Source organism: Roseateles sp. SL47 (assembly GCF_026625885.1).
GTDB lineage: Bacteria > Pseudomonadota > Gammaproteobacteria > Burkholderiales > Burkholderiaceae_C > Roseateles.
The window spans coordinates 2,592,129-2,607,837 of sequence record NZ_CP113068.1 but is presented as its reverse complement, the minus strand read 5'-3'; the positions used below and the strand labels follow the sequence as shown (position 1 = coordinate 2,607,837).

10 protein-coding genes and 1 tRNA gene are annotated in these 15,709 nt (G+C 65.7%); 7 read left to right on the top strand and 4 right to left on the bottom strand.

The genetic code is table 11. The features are described from left to right. Window positions 1-62: 62 nt before the first annotated feature. The 6 genes from OU995_RS11230 to OU995_RS11205 all read left to right on the top strand — a co-directional run bounded on the left by OU995_RS11230 (window position 63) and on the right by OU995_RS11205 (window position 11,499). Entirely contained in the window at window positions 63-905 is an 843-nt protein-coding gene (locus OU995_RS11230; protein WP_267835628.1) for an AAA family ATPase, read from the top strand. A 106-nt stretch (window positions 906-1,011) separates the two neighbouring features. Further along, a complete protein-coding gene (locus OU995_RS11225; RefSeq protein ID WP_267835627.1) occupies window positions 1,012-1,629 on the top strand; it encodes a GNAT family N-acetyltransferase in 618 nt (205 codons plus the stop codon). Between the two features lie 8 nt (window positions 1,630-1,637). Next, window positions 1,638-3,680, top strand: coding sequence for a S9 family peptidase (locus OU995_RS11220; protein WP_267835626.1), 2,043 nt, complete (start codon window positions 1,638-1,640; stop codon window positions 3,678-3,680). A gap of 120 nt (window positions 3,681-3,800) precedes the next feature. After that, the gene (locus OU995_RS11215) at window positions 3,801-4,982 is read left to right on the top strand and encodes a vWA domain-containing protein (protein WP_267835625.1); all 1,182 of its coding nucleotides are present in this window, start codon (window positions 3,801-3,803) and stop codon (window positions 4,980-4,982) included. After that, on the top strand, window positions 4,979-6,871 hold the full coding sequence (locus OU995_RS11210; protein ID WP_267835624.1) for an autotransporter assembly complex protein TamA: 1,893 nt from the start codon (window positions 4,979-4,981) through the stop codon (window positions 6,869-6,871). Before OU995_RS11215 ends, OU995_RS11210 begins: the two co-directional genes overlap by 4 nt. Continuing rightward, window positions 6,868-11,499: a translocation/assembly module TamB domain-containing protein gene (locus tag OU995_RS11205; protein WP_267835623.1), complete on the top strand. Its 4,632-nt coding sequence runs from the start codon at window positions 6,868-6,870 to the stop codon at window positions 11,497-11,499. The genes OU995_RS11210 and OU995_RS11205 overlap by 4 nt, the downstream gene beginning before the upstream one ends. An 86-nt stretch (window positions 11,500-11,585) precedes the next feature. Here OU995_RS11205 and OU995_RS11200 read toward each other — a convergent pair whose 3' ends face one another. The 4 genes from OU995_RS11200 to OU995_RS11185 form a co-directional block, all read right to left on the bottom strand. Continuing rightward, window positions 11,586-12,779 (bottom strand): hypothetical protein, encoded by a 1,194-nt coding sequence (locus OU995_RS11200; protein WP_267835621.1) that lies wholly within the window; start codon window positions 12,777-12,779, stop codon window positions 11,586-11,588. A gap of 344 nt (window positions 12,780-13,123) precedes the next feature. Next, window positions 13,124-13,468 (bottom strand): hypothetical protein, encoded by a 345-nt coding sequence (locus OU995_RS11195; protein WP_267835620.1) that lies wholly within the window; start codon window positions 13,466-13,468, stop codon window positions 13,124-13,126. Window positions 13,469-13,555: 87 nt separating this feature from the next. Next, window positions 13,556-13,630, bottom strand: a tRNA-Arg gene (locus tag OU995_RS11190). Window positions 13,631-13,699: 69 nt separating this feature from the next. Then, complete coding sequence (locus OU995_RS11185) at window positions 13,700-14,047, bottom strand: cupin domain-containing protein (RefSeq protein ID WP_267835618.1); 348 nt, start codon at window positions 14,045-14,047, stop codon at window positions 13,700-13,702. Window positions 14,048-14,257: 210 nt separating this feature from the next. On the opposite strand from OU995_RS11185, the gene OU995_RS11180 reads away from it, so the two are divergent. Beyond that, a complete protein-coding gene (locus tag OU995_RS11180) occupies window positions 14,258-15,709 on the top strand; it encodes a S41 family peptidase (RefSeq protein ID WP_267835617.1) in 1,452 nt (483 codons plus the stop codon).

Here is a 15,709-nt window from a genome sequence, read left to right as displayed (position 1 = left end):
CGGGCCGATTATAGGGGGGGCCCTATATACTGGTTTTCACTCTCTGCGCTAGACAACCGCCCATGAAATTCCAAGGCACCCAGGATTACGTCGCCACGCCGGACCTGATGCTGGCCGTGAATGCGGCCATTACCCTCCAGCGCCCGCTGCTGGTGAAGGGCGAACCCGGCACGGGCAAGACCCTGCTGGCCGAGGAGGTGGCCAAGGCGTTGAACCTGCCGCTGCTGCAATGGCATGTCAAAAGCACCACCAAGGCGCAACAGGGCCTGTATGAATATGACGCCGTGAGCCGCCTGCGCGACAGCCAGCTGGGCGACGACAAGGTGCGGGACATCGGCAATTACATCGTGCGCGGCACCTTGTGGCAGGCCTTTGCCTCGGACACCCCGGTGGCGCTGCTGATCGACGAGATTGACAAGGCCGACATCGAATTCCCGAATGACCTGCTGCGCGAGCTGGACCGGATGGAGTTCTATGTCTATGAAACCCGCGAATGGGTGCGCGCCAAGCATCGCCCGCTGGTCTTCATCACCTCCAACAATGAAAAGGAACTGCCGGACGCCTTTCTGCGCCGCTGCTTCTTTCACTACATCAAGTTCCCCGAGGCCGACACCATGCAGGCCATCGTGGACGTCCACTTCCCGCAATTGAAGAAAGAGCTGTTGGCGGCGGCGCTCAAGACCTTCTATGACGTTCGCAAGCTGCCGGGCCTGAAGAAGAAGCCCAGCACCTCCGAACTGATCGACTGGCTCAAACTGCTGCTGGCGGAGGACATCCCGCTGGAAGCGCTGCAGACGCAGGACGAGCAGGTGGCCATTCCGCCACTGGTGGGTGCCTTGCTGAAGAATGAGCAAGACCTGACGCTGTTCGAAAAGCTGGTCTACATGCAGAGCCGCAATCGCTGAACCGGCGGGCGCGCGCTCAACACGCCGCGATGCTTGTGTTCCGGGCGGCTCCTGCTCCCCCTTCCCTTTTGTCGGTCCCGCACCGACGCTTCCTATGGCAACACCGATGGCGCAAACACCAGCCAACCCTTATGTGGCCCCGGTCGTCCTGACCGGGCCGTTTGCCCGCCTGGAGCCCTTGTCGCACCAGCACCTGGACGGCCTGGTGGAGGCGGTCCAGGACGGTCTTCTTTCGCAGCTGTGGTACACCAACATTCCCACGCCGGACGGCATGGCGGCCGAGATCGACCGCCGGCTGCGCTTTCGTGATGCGGGCGAATGGAATCCCTTCACCGTTTTTGATGCGTCGGGCCGTGTGGCCGGCATGACCAGCTTCCTGCATATCGATGCACAGCATGGGCGGGTGGAAATCGGCGCCACCTGGACGCGGGCCAGTTGCCAGCGCAGCGCACTCAACACCCAGTGCAAGCGCCTGCTGCTGGGCCATGCCTTCGATACGCTGGGGTGCATTGCGGTGGAGCTGCGCACGCACCGCCTGAACCAGCAAAGCCGACGTGCGATTGAACGCCTGGGCGCCCAGCTGGACGGCATCCTGCGCGCCCACCAGCGCCTGCCGGACGGCAGCCTGCGCGACACCTGCGTCTACAGCATCACCGCCACCGAGTGGCCGACCGTTCGCAACCATCTCCAGTGGCAACTGGACAAACCCCGGAATTCCGACTGATGCCTGCCGTGAAAAAAACAGCTGCCCAAGCCCCTGGCAAGAGGCTCCCCGGCCTGGACGTGGACGCCCTGTGGCGCCTGGACCGAGTGGGCGCACCCAGCCTGTCGCCGGATGGAGCGCAGGCGGTGGTGCCCGTCACCCGCTTTGACATGGAGAAGAACAGCGGCAGCACCTCGTTGTGGCTGCTCTCCACGCTGGGCGGGGAACCGCGCCGCCTGACGCAGGCGGGGGACAAGGATGGTCAGCCGCAATGGAGCCCGGCCGGCAATGACATCGCCTTCATCGCCCGCCGCGATCAGGAGGGGGACAAGGATGAATCGGCCCAGCTCTACGTCATTCCCCCGGACGGTGGCGAGGCCCGCCGGGTGACGCAGATGCCCTTTGGCGTTGAGTGCTTCAAATGGTTCCCGGATGGGCGGCGCATTGCGTTTGTCTCCTGGGTGGACCCGGTGCTCAAGGGCCAGTCGGCTCAACGCGGACGGCATCAGGCCGACAAGGACCGCAAGGCCACCGGCTACGTCACCGAAGAAGCGTTCTACCGCTTCTGGGACCATTGCCTGCCGATGGGCCGCGTGCCGCATCTGCATGTGGTGGACCTGGACACCGGCAAGGTGCGCGACCTGTTTGAAGGCACCGACTATGAACTGAGCCGCGCCGAGCCGGACGCCACCACCTTCGACATCTCGCCGGACGGCCGCCGCATTGCCTTCAGCTTTGACCCGGCGCCGACCAAGCTGCTGGACCACCGCAACGCGCTGGCTGAGATCGATGTGCGCAGCGGCAAGACGCAAGTGCTGCTGCAGGATGGCGACTGGGACTTCACGGCCCCCTGCTACAGCCATGCCGGCCATCACCTGGCCTTTCTGGCGAGCCACCAGGCGCTCAAGCACACGATGCCCAACTGGCTCGCGGTGCTGGACACCCAGGGCCACTGGGCGGTGCTCTCGGAGGACTGGGACCACGACGTCGCCGCGCCGCTGCGCTGGGACGAAGACGACCTGGGCCTGCTCTGCCTGGCCGAGGACCGTGGACGCCGCCACCTCTGGCGGTTCGACGTCAAGACGCTCACTGCGTTTGTGCTCTTCGAGGGCGCCCATGCCGGCGCCTTTGCGCTGGAGGCCGGCACCCTGGTGCTGCTCCACGACAGCGTCGCCTTCCCGCCGCGGGTGTCCGTGCTGGAGCGTGAGGGGGACGTCGACGAACAGCAGGTCCGCCGTATCGAGCGCTTCAATGACGACGTGTTGGACGACCATGCCATCGGCCGCCATGAAGAGGTCTGGTTCACCGGCGCCCTGGGCGAACAGGTCCAGATGTGGCTCATTTACCCGCCGGGTTTTGACAGCAGGAAGAAGCATCCGCTGCTGCATCTCATCCACGGCGGCCCCCACACTGCGTTTGGTGACAGCTGGCATTGGCGCTGGAACCATCAGGTCATGGCGGCGCAGGGCTATGTCGTCGCCTGCGTCAACTATCACGGCTCGTCCAGCTTCGGTCAGGGCTTCCTGGACTCCATCACCCACCGCTGGGGCGAACTGGAACTGCAGGACGTCGAAGCCGCGACGGACCTTCTGCTGACTCGCCCCTGGGCGGACCCGCAACGGGTCTTTGCCACTGGGGGCAGTTATGGTGGCTACATGGTGGCGTGGATGAATGGCCATGTGGCGCCTGGCCGCTACCGTGCCTACGTCTGCCATGCCGGCTGCTACGACTGGCAAGCCATGTTTGCCAATGACGCCTACCACTGGCACGCCAAGGAACTGGGGGCCTGGTATTGGGAGCGGCCGGAGCGGGTGGCGGCGCAGAGTCCGCATCATTTCGCGGCGCACTTTCACACGCCGACGCTGGTCATTCACGGCCAGATGGACTACCGGGTTCCTGACGCGCAGGGGCTGGCCTACTACAACACGCTCAAGGCCCAAGGCATTGACGCCCGTCTGGTCTGGTTCCCTGACGAAAACCACTGGGTGCTCAAGCCGCAGAACAGTCAGCTCTGGTACGCCGAGTTCTTTGATTGGCTGAAGCGCTACGACAAGAAGTCAAAACGGTCTTGAGGGCAAGCGTGGCGCGGCGGTTCAGCTCAGCCAGGGCCTGTTGACCGACCGTGCGAACATCGTACGCGCATGCCCCGGCATGGATAATGCCCTGACGCCCTGCAGTTCAGGGGGAGGACCATGCTGATCCAGTTCTTCTACACGTTACGCGCCGCCCGGCTTCCGGTCTCCGTCAAGGAGTACCTGACGCTGCTCGAAGCGCTGCGCGCCGGCGTGCTTGACGATGATGGCGGGCCCACGGTGGACAAGTTCTACTCGCTCGCCCGCACCACCCTGGTCAAGGACGAAGCGCTGTTCGACAAGTTCGACCGCGCCTTCTCCGCTTATTTCAAGGGTGTGGAGCTGATCACCGACCTGGTCCGCACCTTGCCCCAGGACTGGCTCACCCGTCAGCTCGAACGCGACCTCACTCCCGAACAGCTGGCCGAACTCAAGGCCATGGCGTGGGACGAGCTGATGGACACCTTGCGTCAGCGCCTGGAAGAACAGACCGAGCGCCATGAAGGCGGCAACCGCTGGATCGGCACCGGCGGCACCAGCCCGTTTGGCCACGGCGGCCAGAACCCGCGCGGGGTCCGCATCGGTGGCCCCGGTGGGCAGCGCAGCGCGGTCAAGGTCTGGGAACAGCGCGCCTACAAGGATTACGACGACCAGATCGAGCTGGGCACCCGCAACATCAAGGTGGCCCTGCGCCGCCTGCGTCGGTTTGCGCGGGAAGGGTCGGCGCTTGAACTCGACCTGGACGACACCATCCACAAGACCGCAGCCAATGCCGGCATGCTGGACATCCGCATGATTCCGGAGCGGCACAACAAGGTGAAGCTATTGCTGCTGATGGACGTCGGCGGCACGATGGATGAACACGTGCACCGCGTGGAAGAGCTCTTCTCTGCGGTCAAAAGCGAGTTCAAACATCTGGAGTTCTTTTATTTCCACAACTGTGTCTACGACCACGTGTGGCGCAACAACCGACGTCGGTTCAGCGAGAAGACCTCCACCTGGGATCTCATCCACAAATACAACCGGGACTACAAACTGATCTTCGTCGGTGATGCCACCATGAGCCCCTACGAGATTCTGCAGCCCGGCGGCAGTGTGGAATACAACAACGAGGAAGCCGGTGCCGAATGGTTGCAACGGCTGACCCATGCTTTTCCGAAACATGTATGGATCAATCCCGAGCCGGCGGGTGTGTGGCAGTACCGCCAGAGCATTGCGCTGATCCAGCAGCTCATGCAGCAGCGCATGATGCCGCTGACCATGAGCGGCCTGGAACAGGCGATGCGTGTACTCAACCGATGAGGGGCTGGCTGGTTTTGGGCCTGGTGGCCGTGCTGGGCAGCCAGTTGACGGGTTGCGCGCTGTTCGCCTCGGACCGCAAGGCGCAGCTCAAGGTCGCTGCGCCCGCCGAACTCCCTGAGGGTGCTCAGCCCACCGACCGCCGCCGCATCGAAGCCTATGAGCTGACCATCGACGCGCCGCCCGAGCTGCGCTCGCTGCTCATGACTCACCTCGATCTGGCGCGCTTTCGCGACACCCCGGAAGACCAGCGCCTGACGGCTGCCGAACTGCGCCGCCTGGCCGCCGTCGCGCCGGAACAGGCGCGCCAACTGCTGGAAACCGCCGGGTATTTCAATGCCAAGGTCCGCACCGAAGAAGTGGGCGACCTCAATGACGGCATCCGCAATCTGCGGCTGGTGGTGGACACCGGCCCGCGTGCGCTGGTCGGCAGCCTGGATCTGCGCATTGAAGGGCCGCTCAAGGCCATGGCCGAGCGGGGCGACAAGTTCGCCATCGCGCTGGAACGCACCCTCACCCAGAGCTGGCAACTGCCGGCGCACTCCGGTTTCAGCCAGGGCGACTGGGCTGCCGCCAAGAACGCCCTGCTGACCCGCGCGCGTGCCCAGGGCTATCCACTGGCCCGCATGACACACAGCCAGGCGGTGGTGATGGCCGACGAGAACACGGTGGACGTGGCCGTGACGCTGGAAACCGGGCCGCTCTTCACCTTGGGCGAGCTGAAGGTGGAGGGGCTCAAACACCAGCCCGAGGCCGCCGTGCGCCGCCTGGCCGGCTACAAGGAGCACGACGCCTACAACGAACGCCTGCTGCTGGATTTTCAGGAGCGCCTGCTCGGCACCCAGCTCTTTGACAGTGCCAGTGTGGAAATCAACCCGGAGCTGGTGAATCCCGAACCCGGGGTGGAGAAGGTGGAAGTGCCGGTCACGGCCAAGCTGCGGGAAGCGGCCCGCCAGCAGGTCACCACCAGCGTCGGTTATCACAGCGTCAATGGCCCCACGGTGGGGATTGAACACACCCACCGCAAGCCCTTTGACCTCAACATCCGGGAGCGCACGAAGCTGACCCTCGGCCGGGACAACAGCTCCATCGACACCGAAATCAGCTCCCATCCCCAGCCCAACATGCAGCGCAGCCTGGCGGCGCTTTATGCCGAGCGGCTGAAGTCGGGCGACCAGGTCAACGTCAACCTCCGGGGGCGCCTGGGTTATGCCCGCGAAACCGAACCCGAAGACCGCCTGCAATATGTGGAAGTGCTGCGCTCCTGGGAACATGCGCCCAATGTGCAGACCACCATGGCGGGCGCCGTGTCGCTGAACCAGCAGAACATCTGGCGCCGGGTGGATTCCAAACTGCTGCCCACCAAGGGCTGGACCGCCAGCGTGGTGTTTGGCGGCGGCTGGGCCAGCAGCAACACCGAGCCCAACGGGCCCTTTGGCAAGGCGGTGGGCAAGTTCTATTGGTACACCCCGCTGCCCGGCCGTTGGTTGTTTTCCAGCCGGGTGGAAATGGGCCAGATCCTTGCCAAGGGCAAGCTGGGCCTGCCGGAGGCCCTGCGCTTTCGCACCGGTGGTGACGACACGGTGCGCGGTTATGCCTACAACGAGCTGGGGCCGCTGGACTCCAGCGGCAACCAGACGGGTGGCCGGGTGCTGCTGGATGGCAGCGTGGAAGTCTCGCATCCGCTCACCCCAAAAATCCCGCAGCTGATGGGTGCTGTCTTTGTGGATGCCGGTCAGGCCGCCCAGAACTGGGGCAGCTACAAGCCTGCTTATGCGGTGGGCGCCGGCCTGCGCTACCGGAGCCCGGTGGGCGTGCTGCGCATGGACTTCGCCAGGGGCAACCTGGCTGACAAATACCGCTTCCACTTCAGTGTGGCGATTGCACTATGAGCGAGCCGCAGGACGACCTCAACCGCCCGCCAGTGCCAGTGCCAGTGCCCTCCGGGCCGACCGCGTCCGGCCCCGCTCCCACCCCTTCACCGCCCCCCTCGCCCGCCCCTTCGCTGGTGAGCCGCACGCGGCGGCAGAAGGCTGCACGCGGCCTGCTGTGGACCTTGCTGGTCATCCCCGCCCTGATCGGCCTGGGGCTGCTGGTACTCACCTGGGGACTCAAAACGGAGCGGGGTTCCGCCTGGGTGCTGTCGCAGGTGCCCGGCCTCACGCTGCAGAAGGCGCGCGGCAGCCTGCTGGGCGACTTCGATGCCGAGCGCGCCGAGCTGGTGTTGCCGGGAACCGAAGACCGCATCGTGCTGGAACAGCTGCAGTGGCGCGGCCTGCGGCTGGCCTGGAACCGTTCTCCGCTGCTGTGGGGCGAGGTGCAGGCGGATCGCCTGGCCGTGGCTCGCCTGCGGGTGCAGCTCGCGCCCTCCCCCAGCACCGGCGCGCCGCAGCCGCCAGCGCATCTGGTCAGCCCCATCGCACTGAAGATCTCCGACCTGGCGATTGACGAATTGTGGGTGACCGGCCTGACGCAGCCGCTCCAGGCACTGCGGGGGCAAGCCCACCTGGGCGCCGATGGCGGTGAACATCACCAGCTGGCGTTGCGCTCGCTGCAGTGGCAGATGCTGACGCTCTCCGGCCAGGCCCAGATCGGCACCCGGGGCGACCTGCCACTCGCCAGCCAGTGGCGGTTGAGCCAAGCGCAGGGCCAGTTGCCCTGGACGGCGCCGTTCCGCCTGGACGGGCCGCTCAAGGACCTGACACTGCAAGGCCAATTGGAGGCCGCCCGGCAGCGGCTGCAGGTGGCTGCCCGGGTGCAGCCCTTTGCGCCCTTCCCCGTCGCGCGTCTGCAGACCGATGCCAAAGACCTGGATCTGGCTGCGCTGCTGCCGCAGGCCGGTGTCCCTCACACCGGGCTGACCGGCCGGGTGCAACTCACGCCCAACAAGGACAACACGCTGGGCCTGGCGGCGGATCTCTCCAACAGCGCCGCCGGACGCCTGGACCAGAACCAGGTGCCGCTGCAGTCGCTGGCCCTGGAAGCCGTGCTGGATCCGGCCAACTGGACCCGCCTGCGGCTGCCTCGGCTGGATGCGCGGCTGGCCGGGGGGGGACGTATCCAGGCCACGGGGCAGACCAGCCAGCGCGAAGGCACGGCCGTCACGCTGCAACTGGACGGGCTGGACAGCCGACAGTGGGATCCCGGTTGGCCCGTGATTCAGGCGCGCGGGTCGGTCAAGCTGAGCACTCGCGCGGGCCTGGACAAAGCCGCTGCCGATGAAGCGCTGCAGGTGGAGGGGCGTCTGCAAGGCCAGCTGGGCCAGGGCCCATGGCAGGCACCGCTGGATCTGCTGCTGGACGCCGAGGTGCGCCGCCAGTCGCTGGTGCTGAACGACTTGCAGGTGAAGTCCGGCCCCGCCACGATCAAGGCCACCGGGGATCTGGCGCTGACTGAAGCGCTGACACTGGCGGACGGATGGAAGGCCAGGCTGGACGCCACCGTGCAAGGCCTGGACCTGCGGCGCCTGCAAGCGTCGAGCGCCCCTGCGGGACGGAGCAGGCTCGTCAGCCCGAATGCATCGGCTTTGCCTCAGGTGGCCAAAGCGGCCAAAGCAGCACAAACGGCACAAACGGCACAAACGGCACAATCTGCCCAAACAGCCCAAGCGTCCAGATCCCCCCCGCAGGCGCTGTCAGGCGCAGCCCCCGTCGGCGGCGCTGGTGCTCAGACGCTGAACGGCCGGCTTCAAGCTTCACTGCAGTCGGTGCGCGGCAGCCTCTGGCCGCAGGGTCAGGCGCAGCTGGAGGTGCAGCCCAGCATGTGGCAGGGGCTGCCGCTGCAAGGGCAGCTCCGTTATATGCGCCAGGGCACTGGCACGCCCGATCTGAATGCGGACCTTCGCCTGGCCGACGCGTCACTGGTCGCCCGCAGCCGCATCGATCCGGCGCTGCGCCAGGGCGGGGAACAGGTCAACCTCGCCATCGATCTGACCGCGCCCACGCTCACCAGCCTGCAACCGCTGCTGCGCAGCCAATGGCCCACGGCCACGGTCCAGGGCGCGCTCACTGCCTCCACCACCGTGCAACTGGTGCGACCGGGCACTCGTCAGGCGGTCTACAGCAGTGAGGGCCGATGGGACCTCCAGGGATTTTCCCTCGGCGGTGTGGCCGGACTTGCTGCCGTGACCACCCGACCCAGCGCCACCGGTGTGAATGCGGCCAGCGGCGCGCGGGTGGTGAATGCCGCCTCGGCCGGCGCGTCCGGCAGTACCCCCCGCACCACCGCCTTGGCCCGTGCGGGTGCCAGTGCGGGTGCCAATGCGGGTGGTGCTTCAGTGGGAGGCGTCGGTGGTAATGCAGGTGGCAATGTCGGTGGCAGCCTGGCCCCCATCCAGTTGGGTAACGGCAGTGGTGAATGGGCAGTTTCCAGCCTGCGAGACGCCAAGCTGTTGTGGACCACCCGCCTGAAACGACTCCGGCTCGCGCCTGCCCAGGTGCAACTGGAAGAAGCCACGCTCAACCTGCAAGGCAGTTGGGCCCAGCATCGCCTCACGCTGGACACGCAGGGGCAACTGCCCTTGCCACCGCTGCTGACTGCGCCCGCCAACACCCAGGTGGTGGCCAAGGCCGTAGCGGCCAGCGGTGTGGTGGTGAGCCGGCTGCAACTGGATGCCAAGGGCGCGCAAGCCCAGGTGGCCTTGCAGGGGGCGCTCGACAATGAACCGCTGGTGGCCTGGCGGCAGGGCGCACTGTGGCAGGCGCGGGATCTGAGCTTGAACCTGCAGGCCCATCAGGTGAATGATCCCCTGCTCAAGGCCGGCCCTCTCGCGGCCAGCGTGCGGTTGGACCCCCATTTGCAGCCCCGCCAGGCCAGCCTGGCCGCTGGCCGGCTGGAGATCCTTGGTGCGGGGCTGCGCTGGTCGCGCATGAACTGGCAGTCGCCGACCGACTGGGACCTCCAGGCGGATCTGGAGCCTCTGGCGGCAGCGCCTGCGCTGGCCCGGCTGCAACCGGATTTCGGCTGGGGCGGGGACTTGCGCATTGATGGGCATTTCAATACCCGGCGCGACGCCCGCAACCTGTTCATCGACTTCATGGTGTCACGCACCTCCGGCGACCTGACCGTCACCGATGAAGTCAGTACCCAGCGCCTGGGGCTGACCGACCTCAAGCTGGGCCTGCAGGCGGACCGGGGCGTCTGGCACATCGTGCAAGGTGTGGCCGGCCAGAACATGGGCGCGGTGGGGGGAGCCGTCACCTTCCGGACCCCCGACCCGCTGGCCCTTCCGGACAAAGACGCCCGGCTGGAAGGTTCGGTGGAAGCCCAGGTGGACAACCTCGGCAACTGGGGCCCGTGGGTGCCGGCCGGGTGGCGCCTGGGCGGCAGCCTGTATGCCTCGCTGAGCCTGGGCGGTACGCTGGGCGCGCCGGAAGTCCGGGGCACGGCCGGTGGGCAGAAGCTGTCCTTGCGGAATGCCTTGATGGGCGTGGACATGAACAGCGGCGCGTTGGCCATGACCATGTCCGGCACACAGGCGCGGCTGGAGAGTTTCACGGCCAAGGGCGGCAATGGCCAGATCAGTGCCGAAGGTGATCTGAAATTCGGCCGCGAGCCCAGTGCCCAGTTGAAGCTCACCGCTGACACCTTCGCCCTGCTCCAGCGGGTGGACCGTCGCGTCGTGGCCAGTGGTTCGGCCCAGATCACCGCAACGGCGCAACTGCTGGACCTGAAGGGCCGCTTTGTCATCAATGAAGGCCTGTTCGATTTCTCGCGCGGGGACGCGCCGCAGTTGGACAGCGACGTGCAGGTGGTGCGCCAAAACGCACCGGCCCGTGCGGAAATCAATGGCAAGCCGCTGCGGATCAAGCTGGACGTCGATGTGGAAATGGGCCGCCGCCTGCAACTCAAGGGCTATGGCATTGACACCCGCATCCGAGGTGCGCTGCACCTGGCGCAGGACAACCAGCCCAAACCGACGCTGGAAGGTGAGATCCGCAGTGAAGGCGGCACCTTCAATGCCTACGGCCAGAAGCTGGAGGTGGAGCGTGGTGTGTTCACCTTTGTCGGCCCGCTGGACAACCCGCGGCTGGACGTGCTGGCCATCCGCCCGGGGCTGGAGAGCGACGACGTGCGCGTTGGTGTGACGGTGACCGGTACGGCCGCCAACCCTCGCATCAAGCTCTATTCCGACCCGGACATGAGTGAGACCAACAAGCTGTCCTGGCTGGTGCTGGGCCGCTCCCCGGACAACCTGGGCCGCAGCGACACCGTCCTGATGCAGCGCGCCGCCATGGCCCTGATCAGCGGGGACGGCGAAAGCGCCAGCGACAAGCTGATTCATCAGATCGGGCTGGACGAGTTGTCGTTCAGTGGGGAGGGGGATGATGCCCGGGGCACGGTGGTGCGGCTGGGCAAGCAGATCAGCCGAGGGGTGTTTGTGGCCTATGAGCGGGGGCTCAACGCCACGACCGGCAACTGGCAGCTCATCTACAAGCTCGCGCAGCGATTCACCCTGCGGGCCCAGGCCGGTGAGGAGCAGCAGGGGCTGGACCTGATCTGGATCTGGAAGTGGGAATGAAGCGGCCGTGAAAAAGCCCTCCGGTGGGAGGGCTTGAGCCCGTGTTGAAGTGGGCGGTGCCAGGGCGGGATCGAGGGTGGCGCCCTTCAATGCTGCGCGGCACTGGCCACTGCCCGGGCCTGGGATTGCTTGACCAGATCGTCGAAGGCCGTGATGGCGACTTGGCGGTCAGGGCTGCGAAACATGCCAACGACCCGGCCTTGGCGCGTCAGCGACGCGGTGTAGTGGCCGGAGTCGGGGCTCCAGACCAGGCGAGCGACTTCCTCACCGATACGCTCTCTACGGAGCGTCTCGACCGCCTGGCCGGCCACCTGCTGCGCCTCGGCAGGCGCTGGCACCAGGGCCGCACCAGCGGAAGCCCTGGCTGCCGGCGGCGTAGCGGCGCCGACATAAGCGTCCCGGGCCTGACGGACACGCTCCAGATCCATGTCATCCACCGCGTCCGGCGCGCCCAGGCGCTCCGGCGGGACGGGCACGGTTTTCAAGTCCAGGCCCGGCTTCAGGCTCGGGTTCAGGGCCGACTTTAGGGCCGGGTTGTGGTCGGCCGATGAGGAGGTCGGCGGTGGCAGCAAGGAGGCTGCTTGCCCAGATGGTGGCCCGGAGTGCGGCCCGGATGGCGGCCCAGGTGGCGGGCCGGATGGCGCCCCAGGTGGCGGGCCAGATGGCGGGCCAGACTGCGCCCACTGCGCGAGGAGTGACACAGGCTGTCCGGGCGCGGTTCGCCCGGCACCGCTGCCGGCGCCGGCACCACTGGGCGCTGCGCCGCCAGGGTTCAATTGCCCCAGCAGAACCGGGCGGCCAACATCCCCCAGCGCTGCCAGACGACGGAAACTGTCAAAGTTGAGCCAGGCCTCGGATTCATTGACCGGTTTCAGCGTACGGCGCAGCGCGCCCTGCAGGGAGACGCTGACGTAATACTGCCGGGTCGGCTGAAACAGCCAGACTTCAATCCTGGCGTCGCCGATCTCGGCTCGGCGCAACAGGGCCAGATCCCGGCTGGTCATGCGGCCACGCAACTCGGCGATGTTGGCGGTTTCCACCTGGGCGGCCCGCCGCCCGGCGCTCTCCGAGGCCGCCGAGGCAGCGGAGGCAGCGGAGGCAGCGGCAGAGGCCGCTTTGTCTCGCGCCGGCGCCTTGCGGGCCCAAGCGGCCGACGTCATCAACTGCAAGCCCATGGCCACCGTCACCAGCACAGCCAGCCGCCAATCCCGCCGCAGGGGCGGGCGCGCGCGCAGGCAAAGCGGGCGTGGCAGCAGCAGCATGAGAGGGATCTTCAGCACGACAAGTCTTCGAGCGCCGGAAGTGTCAGGCAAGACAAGATCGGATTCTGAACATCATGTCACTTTTGTTGTAAGCGACGGTGGCAGAACACGTGTCAAAACAACGGTTCGGCGGCGTGTGCCCTACAAAAGGGTGTCAGACCAGTTGTCAGACCGGGCCTGAATTGCCGAGGCGATGGCTGAGGCACTCGCCGACGCAATGGCTGAGGCAATGGGCAACGAAACGCGCGACGCTATGGGCTAGACAACCGGCGGCGCAACGGGACACAAAACGAGCCCCGCCACGGGAGAGAAGCTGACGAACAGCGAGCGACGAAGTGCCCGGGGGGCTCAGCAAACGCTGATCAGATCAGCCCCAGACCGGCCATGAGTGACACAGCCCCCATGCCGAGGCCCATGAAACCGTAGAAGAACGCCATCTTGGGCGTGGATGGGCAGGCCATCGTCACGCAAAACCACAGCAGGCCACGCAGAAAAAACGTCTTGTGGCTGAAGAAATAGGACGCGATGAACATGCATCCCCAAACCATCAAATACACGCCCATGACCAGATTCTTGGTGTCCGCTGGCGCTCGCAGTGCGGCCACGGTCAGCACCGCCAGCACGCAAATCAGCGCGAAACCCAGCACACCACCCCGCTCTTCCTGGGCCGGCGTTTTCACTTCCAAGGGGAGTTCATTGGGGTTCATTGCGGTTCATCAACGGGCCACTGCTCAGGACAAGCGACGAGGCGATTTCAAGACGATCACCCGATCATCAGGGGCAGGCAATGTCACTGGTGGCCCCACCAGGAATCGAACCTGGATCTGCCCCTTAGGAGGGGGCTGTGCTATCCATTGAACCATAGGGCCACGCGGGCGGTATTGTGCCTCAAGCCAGGACAGCCTCAAGATCGATCAGGTCGAGCCACCGAGCCCCCATCAGTCGGGGTGGCGCAGCACGATCGTGAGCAGCGCCGAAGCGTCCTGCAGCGCGCTCACCGTATGGACCACCCCGCCCGGCAAATAGCACAGCTGGCCTGCATGCAGCCGCTCGCGATCTTCCGTGTTCCCGTGGCTTACCAGCAGCTCAACCTCCCCTTCAATGACTTGAAAGGTCATTTCGCCGTCGACTTTGTGCGCGGGCAAGGTTTTGCCTGCGGGCAGCACGATTCGCATCACTTCCAACCCCTCCGATTTAAAGAGGGCGGTCGATAAAGTTTGGGTCAGTGCGGGCCCCAGCGGCGCGATATCGATGGGTTGTGCAGGTGCAGCATGCGGCAGGGCCATGAGACGCTCCGAGGTGGGTCGGCAGCCTGCATGATGGCACTGTCCGCCATCTCCTCACGAATACGCGTAAATAAGGGGTAAACCGGGCGCTCTGCTCGGGCTGGAATTTTGCTCGGGCCCTATACTGGCACAAGGCTGAAGTCTGTCGGGCATGCATGCTGGCGGCTTGCAGTTCAGCCACTGCTGTACCCAACAAGGATTTTTCGCATCATGGGCGCCAAACTGAAAGTTGCGGGCTGGGTCGCTTTGGGAGCGATGGCCGGCGTGTTGACCACGATGCAGCTGCAGGCCAATGCGCGCAGCACGGCCGTGCCGCTGCCGCTGGAAGAACTGCAGCAGCTGGCCGCCGTCTTCGGCATCGTCAAATCCGACTATGTCGAGACGGTGGACGAGAAGAAGCTGATCAATGACGCCATCTCCGGCATGGTCTCCGGGCTGGACCCGCATTCCCAGTTCTTCGACAAGAAGAGCTTCAAGGAATTCCGCGAAAGCACTTCGGGCCGCTTTGTGGGGGTGGGCATCGAGATCGGCATGGAAGACGGCCTGGTCAAGATCGTGTCGCCCATCGAAGGCTCCCCGGCCTTCCGTGCTGGCCTCAAGAGCGGTGACCTGATCAGCAAGATCGACGACACCGCCGTCAAGGGCCTGACCCTGGACCAGGCCGTGAAACGCATGCGCGGCGAGCCGGCCACCAAGGTCACGCTGTCCATCTACCGCAAGTCCGAGAGCCGCACCTTCCCCATCACCATCACCCGCGAGGAAATCCGCGTACAGAGCGTGCGGGCCAAGCTGGTGGAACCGGGTTATGCCTGGGTGCGTGTGAGCCAATTCCAGGACCGCACGGTGGAAGACTTCACCCAGAAGGTGGCCGACCTCTACAAGCAGGACCCCAAGATCAAGGGCGTGGTGCTGGATCTGCGTAATGACCCGGGAGGTCTGCTGGAAGGGGCCGTGGCCATTTCGGCTGCTTTCCTGCCCAAGGATGTCGAGGTGGTGTCCACCAACGGCCAGATGGCTGAATCCAAGGCCAGCTACCGCGCCAACCCGGACTTCTATGCCCGCCGTGGCTCCGGCGACCCGCTGCGCAAGCTGCCGGAGGCGCTGAAGAATGTGCCGCTGGTGGTGCTGGTGAATGAAGGGTCGGCCTCAGCCAGCGAAATCGTCGCTGGCGCTCTGCAAGACCACAAGCGGGCCACCGTGATGGGTGCGCAGACCTTCGGCAAGGGCTCGGTGCAGACGGTTCGTCAGTTGAGCCCCGACACGGCCGTCAAGCTGACCACGGCGCGTTACTACACCCCGAGCGGCCGCTCCATCCAGGCCATGGGCATTGTTCCGGACGTGCCGGTGGACGAAACCGCCGAGGGCAATGTCTTCGCCGAGTTGCGCATGCGGGAAGCGGATCTGGAAAAGCACCTCTCCGGCACCGACGAGAAGGCGGACGACGCCCGGGTGAAGGAGCTTGAAAAGCTGCGTGAAGAGCGCCGCCAGAAACTGGAAGCGGAATATGCCAAGCGCGGTGAACCGCTGAAGCCGCTGCCTGAATTCGGTAGCAACGAAGACTTCCCGCTGCAGCAAGCCCTGAACCAGCTGAAGGGCAAGCCGGTGGCGGTGTCCAAGACGGCCGTCGAACGCAAGGCGGAAGCCAAGACGTCCAAGGAATAA